The organism is Saccharothrix sp. DSM 118769, from assembly GCF_052936295.1.
In genome coordinates this window covers 7,171,528-7,191,656 of the sequence record NZ_CP193627.1, presented here as the reverse complement: position 1 = coordinate 7,191,656, position 20,129 = coordinate 7,171,528, and the positions used below count along the sequence as shown (strand labels likewise).

Below are 20,129 nucleotides of genomic sequence, written 5' to 3'. Positions count from 1 at the left end.
CCACCCCGAGAGTCCAACCTCCAGGCCCCGAGAGTCCAACGCCCAGGTCCCGAGAGTCCAACCTCCAGGACCCCTGAGTTCTGCGCTCGGGACCCCCGCGCGCCGCCGCCCGACCCGACCCGAACGCAGAACTCAGGGGTCCCGAGCGTTGGACTCTCGGGTCTTGAGCGTTGGACTCTCGGGGCCTGGGCGTTGGACTCTCGCGCTATCGGGGGACGGTGGGCGTGGTGCGGGGGAAAAGCCGTGGATGAGCACCGATAACATCGGTGGGTCAGCGTCACCGCGCCAACCTAGGAGTCACCGTGTCCCAGCCACGTCCCGCAGCCGCTTCCGAGCCACCTCGCGTGGTGGTGCCGGCGGGGACCACGGCGGGCACCGCGGTCCGCGAGGCGGGCCTGCCGGGCAAGGGCCCGGACGCCGTCGTGGTCGTGCGCGACCCCGAGGGCACCCTGCGCGACCTGTCGTGGGCGCCGCGGACCGACGTCGAGGTGGAGGCGGTCGCCGCCGACACCGAGGACGGCCGCAGCGTGATCCGCCACTCGACCGCCCACGTGCTCGCGCAGGCCGTGCAGCAGCAGTTCCCCGAGGCCAAGCTGGGCATCGGCCCGCCGGTCCGGGACGGCTTCTACTACGACTTCCAGGTCGACAAGCCGTTCACCCCCGAGGACCTCCAGGCGCTGGAGAAGCGCATGAAGGCGATCGTCAAGGGCGCGCAGCGGTTCAACCGCCGGGTCGTCGAGTCCGTCGACGCCGCCAAGGCCGAGCTGGCCTCCGAGCCGTTCAAGCTCGAACTGGTCGACCTCAAGAGCGACGTGGACTCCTCCGAGGTCATGGAGGTGGGCGGCGGCGAGCTGACCGTCTACGACAACCTCGACCCGCGTTCCGGCGACCGCGTCTGGGGCGACCTGTGCCGCGGCCCGCACGTGCCGACCACCAAGCACATCCCGGCGTTCAAGCTGACCCGCGTGGCCGCCGCCTACTGGCGCGGCAACGAGAAGAACCCGCAGCTCCAGCGCGTCTACGGCACCGCGTGGGAGTCGCAGGAGGCGCTGGACGCCCACCTGGAGCGCGTCGCCGAGGCCGAGCGCCGCGACCACCGCAAGCTGGGCGCGGAGCTGGACCTGTTCAGCTTCCCCGACGAGCTGGGCTCGGGCCTGCCGGTGTTCCACCCGAAGGGCGGCATCATCCGCCGCGAGCTGGAGAACTACGCGCGCCACCGCCACGAGGAGGCGGAGTACGAGTTCGTCAACACCCCGCACATCAGCAAGGGCGGGCTGTTCCACACCTCGGGCCACCTGCCGTACTACGCGGAGACGATGTTCCCGCCCATCGAGTTCGAGGGCGAGGACTACTACCTCAAGGCGATGAACTGCCCGATGCACAACCTGATCTTCAGGTCGCGCGGGCGGTCGTACCGGGAGCTGCCGCTGCGGCTGTTCGAGTTCGGCACGGTCTACCGCTACGAGAAGTCCGGCGTCGTGCACGGCCTGACCCGCGTCCGCGGCCTGACCATGGACGACTCGCACATCTACTGCACCAAGGAGCAGATGCCGGGCGAGCTGCGGTCGCTGCTCAAGTTCGTGCTCGACCTGCTCGCCGACTACGGCCTGAGCGACTTCTACCTGGAGCTGTCCACCCGGGACGACTCGCCCAAGTTCATCGGCGACCCGGAGGAGTGGGAGGAGGCGACCGAGACGCTGCGCCAGGCCGCGCTCGACTCGGGCCTGGAGCTGGTGCCCGACCCGGGCGGCGCCGCCTACTACGGGCCGAAGATCTCGGTGCAGGCCAAGGACGCCATCGGCCGGTCGTGGCAGATGTCGACCATCCAGCTGGACTTCAACCAGCCGAAGCGGTTCGAGCTGGAGTACACCGCCGCGGACGGCTCGCGGCAGCGGCCGATCATGATCCACCGGGCGCTGTTCGGCTCGATCGAGCGGTTCTTCGGCGTGCTGACCGAGCACTACGCGGGCGCGTTCCCGGCGTGGCTCGCGCCGGTGCAGGTCGTGGGCATCCCGATCGCCGACGAGCACGTCGACCACCTGTTCGACGTGGCGAAGCAGCTCAAGGCGAAGGGCGTCCGGGTCGAGGTGGACGCCTCCGACGACCGGATGCAGAAGAAGATCCGCACCCACACCACGCAGAAGGTGCCGTTCATGCTGCTCGCGGGCGGCAAGGACGTGGAGCAGGGCGCGGTGTCGTTCCGATTCCGCGACGGCACCCAGGTCAACGGCGTGCCGGTCGCCAAGGCGGTCGAGACGGTCGTCGACTGGATCGCCCGCCGCGAGAACGCCTCGCCCACGGCGGACCTCGTCCAGTGACGACGGACTTCGAGGAGCAGGACGGGGTCGGGGTCCACGACGCGCTGCAGCGCCTGTGGACCCCGCACCGCCTGTCGTACGTGCGCGGCGAGGGCAAGGCGGTCGGCGACGAGCCCGAGGGGTGCCCGTTCTGCCGGGTCACCGACCTCGACGACGCCGACGGCCTGATCCTGGCGCGCGGCGAACTGGTCTTCGCGGTGCTGAACCTCTACCCGTACAACCCGGGTCACCTGATGGTGCTGCCCTACCGGCACGTGCCCGACTACACCGACCTGACGACCGAGGAGACGGCCGAGTTCGCCGCGTTCACGCAGCGCGCGATGCGCGTGATGCGGCAGGTCGCGAGCCCGCACGGGTTCAACATCGGCATGAACCAGGGCGTGGTGGCGGGCGCGGGCATCGCGGCCCACCTGCACCAGCACGTCGTGCCCCGCTGGGGCGGCGACGCGAACTTCATGCCCGTCATCGGCCAGACGAAGGTCCTGCCGCAGCTGCTGGGGGAGACCCGCCGGCTGCTGGCCGAAGCCTGGGCCGACCCGGCCTGAGCGACGCCCCGGCCGGGCCGGCGGGTCCGGCCGGGCCCGGCGCACTGCGGGAACCCGCAGCGTCGCGACGGCTGTCCGACTGCATCGATTCGCAACCCCCGACCTGTGCAAACGCAGCTGCACGCCCGGGTGCACGTGCATCAGGCCCTGCGTCCCGCCCGCGTGCCGCAGATCACTGCCGCGTGACAAGTCAAGGGGCCTCAGACACCTTGGTGGCCGATCGTCAAGAGGGGTCCGCATCGATACGGTGCGTTTCATGACCGCACCAGAGCGTTCGCGGCTGGCCCGAGAACGGCTCTCGCGCGAGTTACGGCGGCTGCGCACCGAGGCCAGGATGACCGGCACGGCCACGGCGCGCGCCACCGGGATGAGCCAGTCGAAGTTGTCGAAGATCGAGAACGGCATGCTCCTCCCGTCCGTGACCGACGTGGAGAGACTCGTGGCCGAGTTGTCGGCGACCAGGGAGACCAGGGTCGAGCTGGTGGAGCTGGCCCGGCAGCTGCACGCCGAGGCGGAGACCCGCCGGGTGGTGCTGCACCGGGGCGCGCACCGCCACCAGCAGACCGTGGCCCGCATCGAGGCCAGGGCCACCACCAGCCGCTTCTTCCAGAACGCGGGTGTGCCCGCGCTGCTGCAGAGCGAGAACTACCTGCGGGTGGTGTTGAACACCACGCCGTCGCACGAGCAGGACACCGCGATCGCGACCCTGCGCAGCCGCCGGGCGCGGATGGACGACCTGGGCAAGCGGTTCGTGTTCCTGCTCGCGGAGAGCGCGCTGCGCTGGCGGATGGGTTCGGCGGACCTGATGTGCGACCAGATCGAGCACCTGGTGCAGACCATGCGCCGGTCGAACGTGCAGCTCGGCGTGGTGCCGTGGACGGTGGACGCCAACATGGTGGCGCTGCACGGGTTCCAGGTCTACGACGAGCGCGTGGTCACGTTGAGCGTGCTCACCGGCAACGCCACCATCACCGACCCGCACGACGTGCGCGAGTACCTGGCGCTGTTCGGCCGGCTGGAACGGCTCGCGGTGCGCGGGGAGGCGCTGGAGGACCTCCTGGAGAACATCTCCAGGGACCACCGCAAGCTCGGCTGAGCTGGGCCGTTAGGCTGCCCGGGACCACGTCGTCCCCGCCGGTAGGTGCCTCGTCGCCCCATGCTGAACATCTTCGCCCGCGCGTCGGTTTCGCGCGTCACCGATCCGATCGGGGCGTGGCTGCTGCGCCGCGGCCTCACCCCCAACGCCGTCACCGTGCTGGGCACCGTCGGCTCCGTCGCCGCGTCCCTGTGGTTCATCCCGCGCGGCCAGCTGTTCGCGGGCGCGGCGCTCGTCGCCGCGTTCGTGCTGTTCGACCTCATCGACGGGGCGATGGCGCGGGCCCGGGGCGGCGGCACGCGGTTCGGCGCCGTGCTGGACGCCAGCTGCGACCGCATCGCCGACGGCGCGCTGTTCGCGGCCGTCGCCTGGTGGGCGTTCGACGCGGGGGAGAGGGGCCTGGCCGCGGCGACCCTCGTGTCGCTGGTCGGCGCGCAGGTCACCTCCTACGTGAAGGCGCGCGCCGAGGCGTCGGGCCTGTCGGCGGACGGCGGCCTCGCCGAACGCGCCGAGCGGTTCATCGTCGCCCTCGTGGGCATCGGGCTGCACGGCCTCGGCGTGCCCTACATCCTCCCGGTCGCGCTGTACCTGCTGGCGGCGATGGTCACCATCACCGTCGTGCAGCGGGTGCTGGCCGTGAGCCGGGCCGCGAAGGAGATCCAGGACGTGGAGGAGCTCGGCACGTGAAGGACCTCGGGACGTGAAGGAACGACTGGCCGACCTCGGCTACGCGGCCGGGTGGCGGCTGGTGCGGTTGTTGCCGGAAGGCGCGGCGGTGGCGCTGTTCGACCGCATCGCCGACTGGACGGTCCGCAAGGGCGGGCCGCAGCAGCTCCGCGCCAACCTGCGACGGGTCGTGCCGCGGGCCGGCGAGGCCGAGCTGGACGAGCTGGTGCACGCCTCGATGCGCTCCTACCTGCGGTACTGGCGCGAGGCGTTCCGGCTGCCGTCGATGGACCTCGACGCCGTGTTCGCCGAGCTGGACGCGTCGATCACCGGCGTGGAGAACCTGGACGCGGCGCTCGCCGAGGGCCGGGGCGCGGTGGCCGCGCTCCCGCACAGCGGCAACTGGGACATGGCGGGGGTGTGGCTCGTCGGCCACTCCGGCACGTTCACCACGGTCGCCGAGCGCCTCAGACCCGAGTCGCTCTACCGGCGGTTCATCGAGTTCCGCGAGACGCTGGGCTTCGAGGTGGTGCCGCTGACCGGCGGCGAGCGCAACCCGGCGGTCGTGCTGGCCGAGCGGCTGCGCGACAACCGGGTGGTGTGCCTGATGGCCGACCGCGACCTGACCGCGGGCGGCGTGCCGGTGACGTTCTTCGGCGAGCGCACGATGATGCCCGCCGGCCCCGCGCACCTCGCCGCCACCACGGGCGCCGCGCTGCTGCCCGTCGGCGTCTGGTTCACCGAGAAGGGCTGGACGTTCCGCATCCACCCGTCGATCCGCGTCCCCAACACGGCCGGTGTGGCCGCCGCCACCCAGTCGCTGGCCGACGTGTTCGCCGCCGACATCGCCGCGCACCCCGCCGACTGGCACATGATGCAGCCGCTGTGGCTCGCCGACCTGCCGGAGAGCAGGCAGCGGGCGCTGGCCAGGGTGCTGGCGCGCAGGGAGGGCGCGGAGTGAGGGTCGGCATCGTCTGCCCGTACTCGTTCGAGGTCCCCGGCGGCGTGCAGGCGCACGTGGTCGACCTGGCGCGGGCCCTGCGCGGGCTCGGCCACGAGGTCGAGGTGCTCGCCCCCGCCGACGACGACACGCCGGTGCCGGAGTTCGTGACGCCCGCCGGGCGCTCCGTCGGCATCCCGTACAACGGGTCGGTGGCGCGGCTGTCGTTCGGGCCGGTGTCGTTCTCGCGGGTCCGGCGGTGGATCGCCGAGCACGAGTTCGACGTGCTGCACCTGCACGAGCCCACCGCGCCGTCGCTGTCGATGCTGGCGCTGATGGTCGCGGACGGGCCGATCGTGGCCACCTTCCACACCTCCACGCCCCGGTCGAAGATGCTGTCCGCGTTCCAGTCCGTGCTCCAGCCGTTCCTGGAGAAGATCACCGCCCGGATCGCGGTGTCCGCGCTGGCCAGGCGCGTGCAGGTGGAGCACCTGGGCGGCGACGCGGTGGAGATCCCCAACGGCGTCGACGTCGGGTTCTTCGCCGACGCGACCCCGCTGGACGGCTACCCGCGCCCCGGCGGCACGGTCGGGTTCGTCGGCCGGTTCGCCGAGCCGCGCAAGGGCATGCCGGTGCTGCTCGACGCGTTCCGCGCGCTCGACCTGCCCGACGTGCGGCTGCTGGTGGTGGGCAAGGGCGACGAGGACGAGCTGCGCAAGCTGGCCGGTCCCGAGCTGGCGTCGCGGATGGTGTTCCTGGGCATGGTCGACGACGAGACGAAGGCGCGCGCCCTGCGCAGCGTGGACGTCTACTGCGCGCCCAACACCGGGGGCGAGAGCTTCGGGATCATCCTCACCGAGGCGATGTCGGCGGGCGCGGTGGTCGCCGCGAGCGACCTCGACGCGTTCCGGCGGGTGCTGGACGACGGCAAGGCCGGGGTGCTGACCCCGGTGGGGGACCCGGCCGCGCTGGCCGCCGCGCTGCGCGACCTGCTGACCGACCCCGAGCGGCGCGCCGGCTACGCGGACGCGGCGCGGCAGCGGGTGATGGCGTTCGACTGGTCCGTGGTGGCCAACCAGGTGCTGCGCGTCTACGAGAGCGCGACGGCGGCCGACCCGCGGCGGGTGGGGGAGGCGTGACCAGTTCCGGTGTCGCGACCGCGTTCCTGGTGCTGCTGGGCGTGGCGGTGCTGGTCGGGCCGTGGGTGCTGGGCACGGCCAACCGGCTCGACCGGCTGCACGTGCGCACCGACTCCGCGTGGGCGGCCCTCGACGCGGCCCTCGCGCGCCGCGCCGTGGTGACCCGGGCGGTGGCGGCGGTGTGCGGGCAGCCCGGGATGCGGGTGGCCGCCGACGAGGCCGAGCGGTCGCCGCGCGCGGACCGCGAGGCCGCCGAGAACGCGCTGTCCGCGCTGCTGGAGGAACTCGACCGCAGCCGGTTGGAGCCCGCCCTGGCCGCCGAGCTGTCGGACGCCGAGCAGCGCGTCGTGCTGGCGCGGCGGGTGCACAACGACGCCGTGCGCGACACCCTCGCGCTGCGCCGCCGCCGGTCGGTGCGCTGGCTGCGGCTCGCGGGCACCGCGCCGACGCCGTCGTACTTCGAGATCGCCGAACCGGAGGTCGAGGACGAGTCGTCCTCGCTGACCCAGCGGGTGTCGGCGCGCGTCGTGCTGCTCGACCCGGCCGACCGGGTGCTGATGTTCGAGGGCTTCGACCCGGTGCGGCCGGACGAGCTGTTCTGGTTCACCGTCGGCGGTGGCGTCGAGCCCGGCGAGGAGCTGCGGGACGCGGCGGCGCGGGAGCTGTTCGAGGAGACCGGCCTGGAGGTCGCCCCGGGCGACCTGGTCGGCCCGGTGTGGAAGCGGCACGCCGTGTTCACGTTCGACGGCCTGGGCTACGCCGCCGTCGAGTGGTTCTTCGTGGCCCGCGTGCCCACCGGCGTCGAGGTCGACACGTCCCGCTTCAACGACGTCGAACGGCGCACCATCCGCCGCCACCGCTGGTGGTCCGTCGACGACCTGGTCGCGGCGGACGCCACCGTGTACCCGGTGCAGCTCGCCGAGTTCCTGCCCGCCGCGCTCGACCGGTGGGACGGCACGACGCGCCCGGTGCGGTGAGCCGCGCCCGTTCGGCGCGGCCGGCGCTCAGAGCACGAACGTCGCGATGATCTGCCCCAGCAGCTTCACGTCGGCGTGCCCCTTGAACTCCAGCCGCACCTTCCCCAGGCCGGAGAACCACAGGTCCAGCTCGGAGTCCATGTCGAACGTCCCGGCGGTCTCGATGGAGAACACCTGGATGCGGCTGTAGGGCAGGGTCGTGAAGTCCTTCTTGCGGCCCGTCATGCCCTGGACGTTCACCGCGATGATCCGCTTGTTCGTGAACACGACGAAGTCGCGCACCGTCTTGAAGCACGACACGATCTGCTCGCCCTGGATCAGGATGGGCGACACCTGCGACGCGATGTCCTCCGGCCGGCACGGGGCCAGCTTGAAGACGGACTGCTTCTCGAAGTCGATCACGCGTTCGACGGTACCCGCTAGTCGCGCCACCCCGCCGGGTTGGAGAACGATTCCCGGGAGATCCCCGACCCCGTCTCCGGGTAACCCCCGAACTTCTCCTCGTGCACCCGGGCGAACAGGTAGCAGAACGACTCGGCCGACGCGTCCTCCACGGCGACGGAGGGATCGCGCGACACGGCCTCGTAGAACTCCCGGCCGAGGGCGAGGACGAAGCCGCGGGCGTAGAGGAAGCCGTCGTCGGAGCCGTCGGTGGCCTCGTGCACGTCCTGGCGGTCGATGTCGTGCAGCTTGCGCTCGACCACGCGGTCCAGGGCGGTCAGCTCCTCGGAGGACAGGTCGGCGGCGGCGGCGCGCAGGGCGGCGAGGACGTGGTCGAAGCCCTCCTCCAGCGCGGCGATCTCGTCGTAGCCGTCGAAGGTCACGTCGGGGTCCGACATGGCGCGGCGCAGCTCGTTCAGCTCGGGACCGAGCCCGGACCACGCGTTCTCCAGCATCGTCCAGAAACGGGCCTCGTCGGCGGCGGTGGGGAGGATCATGGGAGGGACGGTAGCGCCGGGGTCCGACAATTCCCGTGCGCGCGGGGATCGGGAGGGATCGTGGCGGTCGTCGAGGGGCCCGTGGTCGTGGAGAGGGAGGCCGAGCACACGCTCGGCATCCGCGTCCGGACGCCGTTCCGGGGGATGCTCGCCGTGCGCGACGCGCTCCTGGCCGAGCTGCACGGGTGGCTGGCCGAACGCGGTGTCGGGCACGGCACCGCGTTCTTCCGCCTGCACGTCGTGGACATGGGGGGCGTGATGGACGTGGAGGTCGGCGTCACCACCCCCGCCGCGCTCGACGGGGACGGGCGCGTGACGCCGGGCGTGCTGCCGGCCGGGCGGTACGCGACCCTGACGTACGTGAACCACGCGCTCCGGGCCAACCGCGCCATGGTCGAGTGGATCGAGGGCACCGGCCTCGTCCCGGACCGCGCGGACACCCCGGACGGGGACGCGTTCGCCTGCCGGTGCGAGGTGTACCTGACCGACCCGCGCGCCGAGCGGATGAAGACGAAGTGGCGGGTCCGCCTGGACGTCCGCCTCCGGGACGGGTGACCTCCGCCGAGCACCCGATCGGGTCAGGGGTTGCCCGCCGGTACACCGGTGACCCCTTGGGCTGACATGACCGGCTTCCGCTTGGAACGCCCGACCGGACGGCCCTAGCGTGGCGACATGGAGTCACGCGTGTCCAACGCGCTCAGCCGTGAACTGGGGGACGCCCTCCGCCGAGCCCGTCGCCGGTCCGCCGTCAAGGTCGGGGTCCTCGTCGAGGAGCTGGGCTGGTCGGTCGCGAAGATATCGAAGCTGGAGCACGGGACGCGTGGCACGAGCCTGCCGGACATCGCCCGCTACGTCGGCCGGCTCCACGCCGACCAACCCACCTACGACCACATCATGTCCCTGGCCCAGGCGCAGAACACCGGCCACGTCGTCCGGTCGCACGAGATCGCGATGCCGGACAACCTGCGTGCACTCCTCCTGCACGAGCAGACCGCCGACGTCATCTGGTCGTACCAGATCGCCCTCGTTCCCGGGTTGCTCCAGACGGAGGGGTACGCCCGAGCGCTGATGACCGCCGACGCCGAGCACCGCGTGGCCGAGCGCATGGCCCGGCAGGGGATCTTCGACCGGCTCCGGCCGCCCGAGGGGCGTTTCTTCGTCCTCGAACCGGCGCTGCACCACGTGGTGGGCGGTCCGCAGGTGATGTACGAGCAGGTGCTGCGACTGCTGTTCCGCGGCGGGGTGCGGGTGGTGCCCTTCGCGGATCAACTGCCCGCGTCGCTGACCTCGGCCTTCACCTTCATGACCTTCGCCGAGCACGCGCCCGTCTCGTACGTCGAGGCCGGTCCGGTGTCGCTGCTCTCGGACGAGGCCGAGACCACCGAGCGGTTCCGGCAGGCGTGCGACGACCTCGACCGGGTGGCGCTCAGTGAGGGACAATCGTGGTCGGTGTTCGCCGCGTGGGCGGACCGCTACGACCGACTGCGGGAGGAACGGCATGGGGCCGGAGGGGAAGTGGCGTAAGAGCAGCCGCAGCGGTGGGAGCAACACGGAGTGCGTTGAAGTGGCGTTCGCACCGCGGGCCGTCGGCGTGCGGGACTCCAAGAACGCCGCTCCGCGCCTGGCCTTCACCCCGACCGCGTGGCACGCCTTCCTCGGCGGGCTGAAGGGGCGCTGATCCCCGGGGGTCGCCCGAGGACCAGCGCCGCGGCTCACACCGCGCCGATCACCTGCTCCCCGTACGCGGCCAGCGTCTTGTCCTTCTCGTCGTGCATCAGGTACAGCGCGAAGTTGTCCACGCCGATGTCGCGCAGCTCCTGCAACCGCTCCACGTGCGCCGACGCCGGGCCGACCAGGCAGAACCGGTCCACGATGCCGTCCGGCACGAAGTCGGTCGACCGGTTGCCCGCGCGGCCGTGGTGGGCGTAGTCGTAGCCCTCGCGGCCCTTGATGTAGTCGGTCAGCGCCGCCGGCACCGCGCCCGAGTCGCCGTAGCGCGCCACCAGGTCGGCCACGTGGTTGCCGACCATGCCGCCGAACCAGCGCAGCTGGTCGCGCTGGTGCGGCAGGTCCTCGCCGACGTACGCGGGCGCGGCCACGCACATCGTGATCGACGACGGGTCGCGCCCCGCCGCCACCGCCGCCTCGCGCACCGACCCGATGGTCCAGCGGGCGATGTCCGGGTCCGCCGTCTGGAGGATGAACCCGTCCGCCTGCTCGCCGACCATCCTCAGCGCCTTCGGCCCGTACGCGGCCATCCACACCTCCAGCCTGCCGTCGCGCACCCACGGGATGCGCACCGGCGTGCCGTGGTGCTCGACCTCGCGGCCCTCGGCCAGCTCCTTGATCACCGTCATGGCCCGCCCGAGCGTGGCCAGCGACGCCGGCGGCTGCCCGATCACCCGCCGCGCCGAGTCGCCGCGCCCGATGCCGCACACCGTGCGGTTGCCGAACATGTCGTTCAGCGTGGCGAACAGCGACGCGGTCACCGACCAGTCGCGCGTGCTCGGGTTCGTCACCATCGGCCCGACGACCAGCGAGGACGTCGCCGCCAGCACCTGCGAGTAGATGACGAACGGCTCCTGCCACAGCACGCACGAGTCGAACGTCCAGCCGTACTTGAACCCGTTGTCCTCCGCCGCCCGCAGGCCCGACACGACGTCCCGCGCGGGCGGGTCGGTCTGGAGCACCACACCGAAGTCCACAGCGCCTCCTAGACCAGGTACTGGTTCAGCTCGCGGGACAGGAACCGGCCGTGCGAGGTCGAGCCGCGGAACCCGGAGCCGTCCACGACGACCCGGCCGCGCGACAGCACGGTCTCGACCTTCCCGGTGATCTCCATGCCCTCGTACGCCGAGTAGTCCACGTTCATGTGGTGCGTCCCCGCCGAGATGACCTGCCGCGCGGTCGGGTCGTACACCACCAGGTCGGCGTCCGCGCCGGGTGCCACGACGCCCTTGCGCGGGTGCAGGCCGAACATCCTGGCGGGCGTGGTGGAGCAGATCTCCACCCACCGCTCCAGGCTGATCTCGCCGGCCACCACGCCCTGGTGCAGCAGGTCGATCCGGTGCTCCACGCCCGGTATCCCGTTGGGGATCTTGGAGAAGTCGCCGCGCCCCAGCTCCTTCTGGTCCTTGAAGCAGAACGGGCAGTGGTCGGTCGACACCACCGACAGGTCGTTGGTGCGCAGGCCGCGCCACAGCTCCGACTGGTGCTCCTTGGGCCGCAGCGGGGGAGAGGCGACGTACTTCGCGCCCTCGAAGCCCGGTTTGGCCAGGTCCTCCAGCGACAGGTACAGGTACTGCGGGCACGTCTCGGCGAACACGTTCTGCCCGGTGTCGCGCGCCTTCGTCACCGCGTCCAGCGCCTGCGCGGCGGACAGGTGCACGATGTAGAGCGGCGACCCGGTGACCTTGGCCAGGGTGATGGCGCGCGAGGTGGCCTCGCCCTCCAGCTCGGCGGGCCGGGTCAGGCCGTGCTCCACGGGGTCGCTGCGGCCCTGCGCGAGCGCTTGCGCGACGAGCTGGTCGATCGCGATGCCGTTCTCGGCGTGCATCATGATCGTGGCGCCCGTCTCGCGGGCCTTCTGCATGGCGCGCAGGATCTCGCCGTCGGTGGCGTAGAAGACGCCGGGGTAGGCCATGAACATCTTGAACGTGTTCACGCCCGCGTCGATGCAGGACTCCATCTCCTTCAACGACGTGTCGTCGACGTCGGAGACGATCATGTGGAACCCGTAGTCGACGGCGCAGTTCCCGTCCGCCTTCCGGTGCCACTTGTCCAGTGTGGACAGCAGCGAGGTGCCCTTGGCCTGCACGGCGAAGTCGATGATCGTGGTGGTGCCGCCCCACGCCGCCGCGACCGTGCCGGTCGAGAAGGTGTCGTTGGACGACGTGCCGCCGAACGGCATCTCCATGTGCGTGTGCGCGTCGATGCCGCCGGGGATGACGTACCGGCCGGTCGCGTCGATCACCTCGTCCGCGTCCACGGCGAAGGTCGGCGACAGCAGCGCCGCGATGGTCTCGCCCTGGACCAGCACGTCGGCGCGCACGGCCCCGGTCGCGTTGACGACCGTCCCGCCCTTGAGGAGGGTGCTCACGGCTGCACCAGCCCGCCGTAGGTGTCGGGGCGCCGGTCGCGGTAGAACGCCCACAGGTCGCGCACCTCGGCGAGCAGGTCCATGTCCAGGTCGCGGACGACGACCTCCTCCTCGGTGTCCGACGCCGCCTCGCCGATCAGCTGCCCGCGCGGGTCGGCGAAGTAGGACTGGCCGTAGAACTCGTTGTCGCCCAGCGGTTCCACGCCCACCCGGTTGATGGTGCCGACGAAGTACTCGTTGGCCACGGCCGCCGACGTCTGCTCCAGCCGCCACAGGTACTCGGACAGGCCCCGGCTGGTCGCGGACGGGTTGAACACGATCTGCGCGCCGTTCAGGCCGAGCATCCGCCAGCCCTCGGGGAAGTGCCGCTCGTAGCAGATGTAGACGCCGACCCTGCCCACGGCGGTGTCGAACACCGGGTAACCGAGGTTGCCGGGCTTGAAGTAGAACTTCTCCCAGAACCCCTTGACCTGCGGGATGTGGTTCTTGCGGTGCTTGCCCAGGTACGTGCCGTCGGCGTCGATCACCGCGGCGGTGTTGTAGTAGACGCCCGGCTGCTCCTCCTCGTACATCGGCACGACGAGCACCACGCCGTTCTGCTCGGCCACCTGGCACATCAGCTCGGTGGTCGGCCCGTCCGGGATGCCCTCGGTGTACGAGTAGTAGTCCGCGTCCTGCACCTGGCAGAAGTACGGGCCGTAGAACAGCTCCTGGAGGCACACGACCTGCGCCCCCCGCGACGCCGCCGACCGGACCGCCTCGACCGCGTTCGCGATCATCGAATCCTTGTCGCCGGTCCACCTCTGCTGGACCAGACCTGCTCGGACGATGCTCACGCGTTCTCCCTCCGTGGCGCCAGCGCCAGGTAGACGAGCAGACCGCCGGCCAGGCCGACGACCCAGTTGTAGTCGTAGAGCGGTTTCAGCAGCGGGATCAGCCCGTCGGCCGGGAACGGGCCGCCGTACGCGCCGCCCACCGCCAGCACCGAGCCGACCAGCGTGGCCACCACGGCGCGCCAGTTCCAGCCCGCCGTGAACCAGTAGGCGCCGCGCCCCGACAGGTACAGGTCGGGCAGCTCCAGCCGGGTCTTCGCCAGGACCCAGTAGCCGGCGACGAACACGCCCGCGACCGACGCCAGCAGGCCGCCGTAGAACCCGAGCCAGGCGAAGATGTAGATGGACGGGTCCGCGATGAGCCGCCACGGCTGGATCACGATGCCGATCACGCCGGTGATCAGGCCGCCGACCGCGAAGCTGATCCTCTTCGGGAACGCGTTGGAGAAGTCGTAGGACGGGCTCACCACGTTCGCCGCGAGGTTCGCCGAGATCGTCGCCAGCACCAGCGCCACCAGGGCGACCAGCACCACCGCCGTCGAGTCGAACCGGCTCGCCAGCTCCGCCGGGTCCCAGATCGCCTCGCCGTAGAGCGCCACCGCCCCGGACGTGGTCAGGATGGCCACGATCGCGATGAACGACATGGTCGTCGGCAGGCCGAGGACCTGGCCGACCGCCTGCTTGCGCTGGCTGCCGCCGAACCGGGTGAAGTCCGGCATGTTCAGCGACAGCGTCGACCAGAACGCGATCATGCCCATGAGCGCCGGGAAGAACACCTTCCAGAAGTCCGCGCCCCAGCCGAGCTTCGACGGCTCGGACAGGATCGGGCCGAACCCGCCCGCCTTGACCGCCACGTACCCGAGCAGCACCAGGAACCCGACGCTGACCAGCGGCGCGGTCCAGTTCTCGAACTTGCGGATCGCCTCCATGCCGCGCCAGATGATCAGCATCTGCACCACCCAGAAACCCAGGAAGCACAGCCACAGCGTCCACACCTGGCCGAGCACGACCGGCGCGTCCACCCAGCCCTCGCCCGCCAGGCGGCCGACGATCACGTGCAGCGCCTTGCCGCCGACCCACGTCTGGATGCCGAACCACGCGCACGCGATGAACGCCCGCAGCAGCGCCACCAGGTTCGCGCCGCGCACGCCGTAGAACGCGCGGGCGAACACCGGGAAGGGGATGCCGTACTTGGTGCCCGCGTGGCTGTTGAGCAGCATCGGGACCAGCACGACCAGGTTGCCGAGGGTGATGGTCAGGAACGCCTGCACCCAGTCCATCCCGAGCGCCACGAGCGACGCGGCGAGCGTGTAGCTGGGGATGTTGTGCGCCATGCCCATCCACAGCGCGAAGAAGTTGTAGGTGCTCCAGGTGCGGCGCTCCAGCGGCACCGGGGCCAGTTCCGGGTTGTAGTGGGGGCTGTCCGCGATCGCCCGGTGGTCGCGCAGCTCGACGCGGCCGTCGGCGTCGGTCGTGACCTGGGTCGCGTGGTCAAGGGCCATCGGTCACATCCCTGTTACGCTCGTGGAACACCCTCGACGCGGGCGGTTCGGCGCGGTTTCCATCCCGGAATCCTCCGGTCGGCCCACGCGCGTTGGGCAGTGTCGTTGTGTCCACGCTTGCCATGATCAGGGCACACTCTGTCCATTGCCACCGGGCTCCCCGGGCCGGACCTCCACCCTCGACTGACCGCGAACGGTCACCTACCGTCGGTCGGGTGAAGCTGGAACTGCGGCACCTGAGGGTCGTCTGCGCCATCGAGGACGCGGGCAGCCTGTCGAAGGCGTCCGCGGCGCTGGGCCTCGCCCAGCCCGCCCTGACCGCCCAGCTGCACCGGATCGAGGCGCTGCTCGGCGGCCGGCTGTTCGAGCGCGACCACCGGGGAGCCCGGCCCACCGCCCTCGGTGACCTGGTGCTGGAGCGCGCCCGCGTGCTGCTGCCCGCGTTCTCCCGGTTGCAGGAGGACGCGCTGCGCCTGGTCGACGACGACGCGCCCGGCGAGCGGCACCGCGTCGGCGCGGTGAACGGGCCGATGCTCGGCGGGCTCGTGCACCGGCTCACCGAGGGGCACCCCGGCGCGCACGTGTCCACCCAGGTGTCGTGGTCCGGTGCCGAGCTGGCCTCGATGGTCGCCGCGGGGCGGCTGGACTACGTGCTGGTCGGGGTGTGCGGTGACGCCCCGCCGCCGTCGGGGCACGGCCTGGCCTGGAGCGTGGTCGCGGTCGACCCGGTGTTCGTGCTGCTGCCCGAGGAGCACCCGTTCACCCTGCTCGACGAGGTCGAGCTGGGTGCGCTCAAGGACGTGCAGTGGGCCGTGACACCGGGGGACGGGTGCTTCGGCGACTGCTTCGTGGCGGCGTGCAGCCGGGCCGGGTTCACCCCGCGCACCGTGTACGAGGTGGACACCGGCAGCTGCATCGACCTGGCCTCCGCCGGCGACGCGGTGGCGCTGTGCCAGCCGACGTTCCGCCGCACGCCCGGCCTGGCCGCGGTGCCGCTCGCGGGCGTGCCGCTGCGGTGGCGGCACCTCATCGGCTGGGACCCGGAGGGACCGGCCGCCGGTTCCGGGCCGCGCGTGCTGGGGTACGCGGCCGAGGCGTACCGGGAGGTCGCCGAGCGCAACCCGCGCTACACCGCCTGGCTGCCCGCGCACCCCGAGTACGGCGCGGTGCCGCACCGCGTCGGAGCCTGAGGCTGCGGGGCGCCGCAGTCGTTCCCGCCCCCCGGGAACGGCGCCCGGTCCGGGCGCGCGGCGGTCGGGCCGCCCCGCGCCACCGCCCCGACACCCGCCGATGACTACGCACCGTGATATCGCTCGGTGTCCGGGGGTGTCCCCGAGCACCCGCGGACACGGGCCGGACCGCACCCGGTCCCGGATGGAGCAATTCCGGAACCGGGTGTTCAGCTTGCGGAAGTGCGCAAAGCTTCCACTCGAATGGGTTGCCGGATAGATTCGTCCCCCGCTGCACAACACGGCGAGGTGTTACGGAGCGTGCGTTCTGCGGGTGCGCACAACAGTGCCTCCCGCGTCACTGGGGTGAGGATGCGAATGACACTTGTCGAGCGGGACGAGGAGCTGGCCGCGCTGAGCCGGCTCTACGAGCGGTGCGCGCGGGGCCGGGGGCAGGCCGTGATCGTCAGCGGCGGCGTCGCGAGCGGGAAGACCGAACTGCTGCACGCCTTCGCCGAACAGGTGGTGCAGCGCGGCGCGGTGCTGCTGCCCGCCACCGGGTCGCGCGCCGAGCGCGACGTGTCCTTCGGCGTCCTCGGCCAGCTGTTCCGCAGCACCGCGCTCCCCGCGGCGGTCGGCGAACGGCTGCTCGACCTGCTGCGCGCCGCCGGCGCGGACGGCACCGCGACCGACCAGCCCGCCGGCGACGCGTCGACCATCGGCGCCGCCGACGCCCGGCTGCTCGACGAGGTGTGCACCACCCTGCTCGCGCTGGCCGCCGAGCAGGTCGTGGTGGTCGCCGTCGACGACGTCCAGTTCGTCGACGACGCCTCCCTGCGCGCGCTGCTCTACCTCCAGCGCCGGATGCGCTTCACCCGCACGCTGGTCGTGTTCACCGAGTGGGCCGTGCCCCGGCCGAGCCGGGCCGCGTTCCGCGCGGAGCTGACCCGCCAGCCCAACACCACCCGCCTCGTGCTCGACCCGCTGTCCCTCGACGGGGTCACCGAGCTGCTGGCCACCACCCTGGACCCGCGCACGGCCGCCGTGCTCGCCCCGGTCCACCACGCCATCAGCGGCGGCAACCCGCTGCTGGTCACCGCGCTCGTCGAGGACCACCGCGCGGCCGTCCGCGCGGGCGGCCCGCTCGACGCCGGCGAGATCACCGCGGGCCGCGAGTTCGGCCAGGGCGTGCTGGCGTGCCTGCACCGCTGGGGGCCGCCCGTGCTCCAGGCGGCGCGCGCGCTGGCCGTGCTGGGGGAGGGCCGGACCCCGACCCTGCTCGGCAAGCTGCTGGACACCACCTCCGACGCGGCGGCCCACGTCGTCGACGTGCTGGAGCTGGGCGGGCTGCTCGACGACGGCCGCTTCCGGCACCCCGTGGCCCGCGCCGCCGTGCTGGCGAGCCTCGCCCCCGCCGAGCGCGCCGAGCTGCACCTCAAGGCCGCCGAGCTGCTGCACCTCGACGGCGCCGCGCCCGCCGAGGTGGCCGGTCACCTGACCGGCGCCGACGCCCTGGGCGGCGGCGCGGTGGGCGCGTGGGGCGCCGACGTGCTGCGCAAGGCGGCGCAGGAGGACCTGGTCGCCAACCGGCTGGACGTGGCCGTGCGGCGGCTGGAGCTGGCGCTGCGCTGCACCGCCGACGACGCCGAGCGCGCCGACGTCACCACGCTGCTGCTGCGCGTGGAGTGGGTCCGCAACCCGTCCGCCGCCGCCGCGCACGTCCCGCCGCTGCTCGCCGCCCGCGACCGCGGCGCCCTGTCCCGCCGCAACCGCCTGCACCTGGCGGAGTTCCTGTTCTGGTACGGCCGGGTCGACGAGCTGGCCACGACGCTCGCCGACGTGGTCCCCCAGCAGGGCGGCGCGGCGGACGCCCAGCACGGCGGCGCGCGGGTGGGCTCGCTGTCGTTCCTGCACCCGGCGGTGCTCGTCGACCCGGCGGGACCGGGCCGGCCGAACCCCGACCTGCCCACCACGTCGGGCGTGCGGCCCGCGGAGCTGGCGGCCACCGCCGAGCGCATCCTCCAGAGCGGCCGGGTCGGCAGCTACACGTTCGGCACGCAGGCGTGCGCGCTGGCCGCGCTGGTCTACTTCGACCACGTCGACCTGGCCGCCCGGTGGTTCGAGGCGCTGCTGACCGACTCGGAGACCGCCGACACCCGGACCGCCGTGGTCGGCGCGCTGCGCGCGGAGGCGCTGTTCCGGCAGGGCGACCTGGCCGAGGCCACCCGCCAGGCCCGCACCTCCTTCGAGGCGCTGGCGCCGCAGAGCTGGGGCATCGCCATCGTCCTCCCGCTGGCGGTCGGCGTCGCCGCGCACACCGCCATGGGCCACCACGACGAGGCCGCCGCCCTGCTGCGCACCCCGGTGCCGGAAGCGGTGTTCCGCACCCAGCTCGGCCTGCTCTACCTGCACGCGCGGGGGCAGCACCTGCTGGCCACCGGCCGCGCGCTGGCCGCGCTCGCCGACTTCGACCGCTGCCGCGACCTGGCCGGGGCGTGGGACGTCGACCTGCCCGCCCCGGTGCCGTGGCGGGTGGGCGCGGCGCAGGCGCACCTGGCCCTGGGCGACCGGGAGGCCGCGCACGCCCTGGCCCGCCAGCAGCTGGAGCACCCGTCGCTCGGCGGCGACCGCGGCCGGGGCGTCGCGCTGCGGGTGCTCGCCGCCACCGTCCCGGCGCAGCGGCGGGTACCGGTCCTGCGCGAGTCGGTGGAGCTGCTCCAGGCGGCCGGCGACAAGTTCGAGCTGGCCCGCGCCCTGCTGGAGCTGAGCGACGCGCACAACGCCACCGGCGACTGCGAGACCGCGCGCACGATCGCCCGCCGCGCCGCGCAGATGGCCAAGGGCTGCCAGGCCGAACCGCTGACCCTGCGCCTCCAGCCCGTCCGCGACCTCGACCCGCCCGAGCAGTGGGACGAGCGGGTCGAGCACGCGGGCATGGCGTCCCTGAGCGGGGCCGAGCGGCGGGTCGCCGTGCTCGCCGCCCTCGGCCACACCAACCGGGAGATCGGGGTGAAGCTCTACATCTCGGTGAGCACCGTGGAGCAGCACCTCACCAAGGTCTACCGCAAGCTCAACGTGTCCAAGCGGACCGAGCTGCCGGTGCGGCTGCCGCGCCGGCACGCGGCCGGCCAGAAGTGAGCGCCCGGCGCCGTCATCCCCCGCAGTACCGCGCGATGCGGTCGATGACGGCGCCGGAGTGCTCGTTGAGGTAGAAGTGCCCGCCGGGGAACAGCTCCAGGTCGAAGTCGGCGGTGGTGTGGTCGGCCCACCGGCGCGCCTCGGCCTCGGTGACCTTCGGGTCGCTGTCCCCGATGAGCGCCCGGACCGGCGCGCGCACCTTCGGCCCGGACTCCCACCGGTAGGTCTCCGCGGCCTTGTAGTCGGCGCGGATCGCGGGCAGCACCATGCGCAGGATCTCCTCGTCCTGGAGCACGCCGCTGTCGGTGCCGTCGAGCTTGCGGATCTCGGCCAGCAGCGCGTCGTCGGCCAGCTCGTGCGCCCGCTCGACGCGGTGGGCGCTCGGCGCGCGGCGGCCCGAGACGAACAGCCCGTGCACCGGCGTGCCGGCCGCCTCCAGGCGCACCGCCAGCTCGAACGCCGTGCTCGCGCCGTAGCTGTGGCCGAACAGCGTCAGCGGGCGGTCCGCCAAGGGGCGCACCACGTCCACCAACCGGTCGGCCAGCTCGGTCACCGACTCCACGCACGGCTCGTGCCTGCGGTCCTGCCTGCCCGGGTACTGCACGGCCACCACGTCCACCGACCGCCGGGACAGCGCCCGGGAGACGGGGAAGTAGTAGCTGGCCGAACCGCCCGCGTGCGGCAGGCACACCAGCCGGTGCGGCGCGTCGGGCGCGGGGTGGAAGCGGCGCGTCCACAGGTCGGTGGCGGTGGTGCCCAAGACGATCCC

18 protein-coding genes and 1 pseudogene are annotated in these 20,129 nt (G+C 72.5%); 12 read left to right on the top strand and 7 right to left on the bottom strand.

Translation table 11 applies throughout. The features are described 5' to 3' along the window. The first annotated feature begins 302 nt into the window (after positions 1–302). The 7 genes from thrS (at position 303) to ACRAKJ_RS29865 (ending at position 7,681) form a co-directional block, all read left to right on the top strand. The gene (gene thrS / locus ACRAKJ_RS29895) at positions 303–2,318 is read left to right on the top strand and encodes a threonine--tRNA ligase (RefSeq protein ID WP_438920926.1); all 2,016 of its coding nucleotides are present in this window, start codon (positions 303–305) and stop codon (positions 2,316–2,318) included. Next, the gene (locus tag ACRAKJ_RS29890; RefSeq protein ID WP_438920927.1) at positions 2,315–2,863 is read left to right on the top strand and encodes an HIT domain-containing protein; all 549 of its coding nucleotides are present in this window, start codon (positions 2,315–2,317) and stop codon (positions 2,861–2,863) included. The genes thrS and ACRAKJ_RS29890 overlap by 4 nt, the downstream gene beginning before the upstream one ends. Positions 2,864–3,119: 256 nt before the next feature. Then, positions 3,120–3,959, top strand: a complete 840-nt coding sequence (locus ACRAKJ_RS29885; RefSeq protein WP_447008754.1) for a helix-turn-helix domain-containing protein — start codon at positions 3,120–3,122, stop codon at positions 3,957–3,959. Between the two features lie 60 nt (positions 3,960–4,019). Then, entirely contained in the window at positions 4,020–4,646 is a 627-nt protein-coding gene (gene pgsA / locus ACRAKJ_RS29880; protein ID WP_438922825.1) for a phosphatidylinositol phosphate synthase, read from the top strand. 13 nt (positions 4,647–4,659) lie between these two features. Further along, on the top strand, positions 4,660–5,586 hold the full coding sequence (locus ACRAKJ_RS29875) for a phosphatidylinositol mannoside acyltransferase (RefSeq protein ID WP_438922826.1): 927 nt from the start codon (positions 4,660–4,662) through the stop codon (positions 5,584–5,586). Further along, positions 5,583–6,704: a glycosyltransferase gene (locus ACRAKJ_RS29870; RefSeq protein ID WP_438922827.1), complete on the top strand. Its 1,122-nt coding sequence runs from the start codon at positions 5,583–5,585 to the stop codon at positions 6,702–6,704. The genes ACRAKJ_RS29875 and ACRAKJ_RS29870 overlap by 4 nt, the downstream gene beginning before the upstream one ends. After that, positions 6,701–7,681 carry an NUDIX domain-containing protein gene (locus tag ACRAKJ_RS29865; protein ID WP_438922828.1) on the top strand — a complete coding sequence of 327 codons (981 nt, stop codon included), beginning with the start codon at positions 6,701–6,703 and terminating at the stop codon, positions 7,679–7,681. The genes ACRAKJ_RS29870 and ACRAKJ_RS29865 overlap by 4 nt, the downstream gene beginning before the upstream one ends. 27 nt (positions 7,682–7,708) lie before the next feature. On the opposite strand, the gene ACRAKJ_RS29860 is transcribed toward ACRAKJ_RS29865, so the two are convergent. Both ACRAKJ_RS29860 and ACRAKJ_RS29855 read right to left on the bottom strand, forming a co-directional pair. Further along, positions 7,709–8,083 (bottom strand): PH domain-containing protein, encoded by a 375-nt coding sequence (locus ACRAKJ_RS29860; RefSeq protein WP_438922829.1) that lies wholly within the window; start codon positions 8,081–8,083, stop codon positions 7,709–7,711. A 17-nt stretch (positions 8,084–8,100) separates the two neighbouring features. Continuing rightward, positions 8,101–8,619, bottom strand: a complete 519-nt coding sequence (locus tag ACRAKJ_RS29855) for a DUF4240 domain-containing protein (protein WP_438922830.1) — start codon at positions 8,617–8,619, stop codon at positions 8,101–8,103. Between the two features lie 60 nt (positions 8,620–8,679). Here ACRAKJ_RS29855 and ACRAKJ_RS29850 point away from each other — a divergent pair, with 60 nt between their 5' ends. The 3 genes from ACRAKJ_RS29850 (at position 8,680) to ACRAKJ_RS29840 (ending at position 10,297) form a co-directional block, all read left to right on the top strand. Beyond that, positions 8,680–9,174 carry a GyrI-like domain-containing protein gene (locus tag ACRAKJ_RS29850; RefSeq protein WP_438922831.1) on the top strand — a complete coding sequence of 165 codons (495 nt, stop codon included), beginning with the start codon at positions 8,680–8,682 and terminating at the stop codon, positions 9,172–9,174. Between the two features lie 117 nt (positions 9,175–9,291). Continuing rightward, entirely contained in the window at positions 9,292–10,143 is an 852-nt protein-coding gene (locus ACRAKJ_RS29845; RefSeq protein WP_438922832.1) for a DUF5753 domain-containing protein, read from the top strand. A 40-nt stretch (positions 10,144–10,183) separates the two neighbouring features. Next, positions 10,184–10,297 (top strand): DUF397 domain-containing protein, encoded by a 114-nt coding sequence (locus ACRAKJ_RS29840; protein ID WP_438922833.1) that lies wholly within the window; start codon positions 10,184–10,186, stop codon positions 10,295–10,297. A 34-nt stretch (positions 10,298–10,331) separates the two neighbouring features. On the opposite strand, the gene ACRAKJ_RS29835 is transcribed toward ACRAKJ_RS29840, so the two are convergent. From ACRAKJ_RS29835 to ACRAKJ_RS29820, 4 genes and pseudogenes are all read right to left on the bottom strand, one after another. Continuing rightward, complete coding sequence (locus ACRAKJ_RS29835) at positions 10,332–11,324, bottom strand: TIGR03842 family LLM class F420-dependent oxidoreductase (RefSeq protein ID WP_438922834.1); 993 nt, start codon at positions 11,322–11,324, stop codon at positions 10,332–10,334. Positions 11,325–11,332: 8 nt separating this feature from the next. Further along, entirely contained in the window at positions 11,333–12,718 is a 1,386-nt protein-coding gene (gene hydA / locus ACRAKJ_RS29830) for a dihydropyrimidinase (RefSeq protein WP_438922873.1), read from the bottom strand. Next, on the bottom strand, positions 12,715–13,497 hold the full coding sequence (locus tag ACRAKJ_RS29825) for a nitrilase-related carbon-nitrogen hydrolase (RefSeq protein WP_438922874.1): 783 nt from the start codon (positions 13,495–13,497) through the stop codon (positions 12,715–12,717). Before ACRAKJ_RS29825 ends, hydA begins: the two co-directional genes overlap by 4 nt. 16 nt (positions 13,498–13,513) lie before the next feature. Continuing rightward, positions 13,514–15,053: pseudogene (locus ACRAKJ_RS29820) on the bottom strand (NCS1 family nucleobase:cation symporter-1); the annotation flags it as partial. A 215-nt stretch (positions 15,054–15,268) separates the two neighbouring features. Here ACRAKJ_RS29820 and ACRAKJ_RS29815 point away from each other — a divergent pair. Together ACRAKJ_RS29815 and ACRAKJ_RS29810 are read left to right on the top strand one after the other, a co-directional pair. Then, positions 15,269–16,243 carry a LysR substrate-binding domain-containing protein gene (locus tag ACRAKJ_RS29815; protein ID WP_438922835.1) on the top strand — a complete coding sequence of 325 codons (975 nt, stop codon included), beginning with the start codon at positions 15,269–15,271 and terminating at the stop codon, positions 16,241–16,243. A gap of 357 nt (positions 16,244–16,600) precedes the next feature. Next, positions 16,601–19,360: an AAA family ATPase gene (locus tag ACRAKJ_RS29810; protein ID WP_438922836.1), complete on the top strand. Its 2,760-nt coding sequence runs from the start codon at positions 16,601–16,603 to the stop codon at positions 19,358–19,360. A 13-nt stretch (positions 19,361–19,373) separates the two neighbouring features. Here ACRAKJ_RS29810 and ACRAKJ_RS29805 read toward each other — a convergent pair whose 3' ends face one another. Further along, entirely contained in the window at positions 19,374–20,120 is a 747-nt protein-coding gene (locus ACRAKJ_RS29805; protein ID WP_438922837.1) for an alpha/beta fold hydrolase, read from the bottom strand. Positions 20,121–20,129 lie beyond the last annotated feature (9 nt).

Bases quoted from the DNA above. Each gene is read 5' to 3' on its own strand.
- pgsA (WP_438922825.1), top strand. From the start codon at position 4,020: ATGCTGAACATCTTCGCCCGCGCGTCGGTTTCGCGCGTCACCGATCCG.
- ACRAKJ_RS29855 (WP_438922830.1), bottom strand. From the start codon at position 8,619: ATGATCCTCCCCACCGCCGCCGACGAGGCCCGTTTCTGGACGATGCTG.
- ACRAKJ_RS29885 (WP_447008754.1), top strand. From the start codon at position 3,120: ATGACCGCACCAGAGCGTTCGCGGCTGGCCCGAGAACGGCTCTCGCGC.
- ACRAKJ_RS29825 (WP_438922874.1), bottom strand. From the start codon at position 13,497: ATGATCGCGAACGCGGTCGAGGCGGTCCGGTCGGCGGCGTCGCGGGGG.
- ACRAKJ_RS29810 (WP_438922836.1), top strand. From the start codon at position 16,601: ATGACACTTGTCGAGCGGGACGAGGAGCTGGCCGCGCTGAGCCGGCTC.
- ACRAKJ_RS29845 (WP_438922832.1), top strand. From the start codon at position 9,292: ATGGAGTCACGCGTGTCCAACGCGCTCAGCCGTGAACTGGGGGACGCC.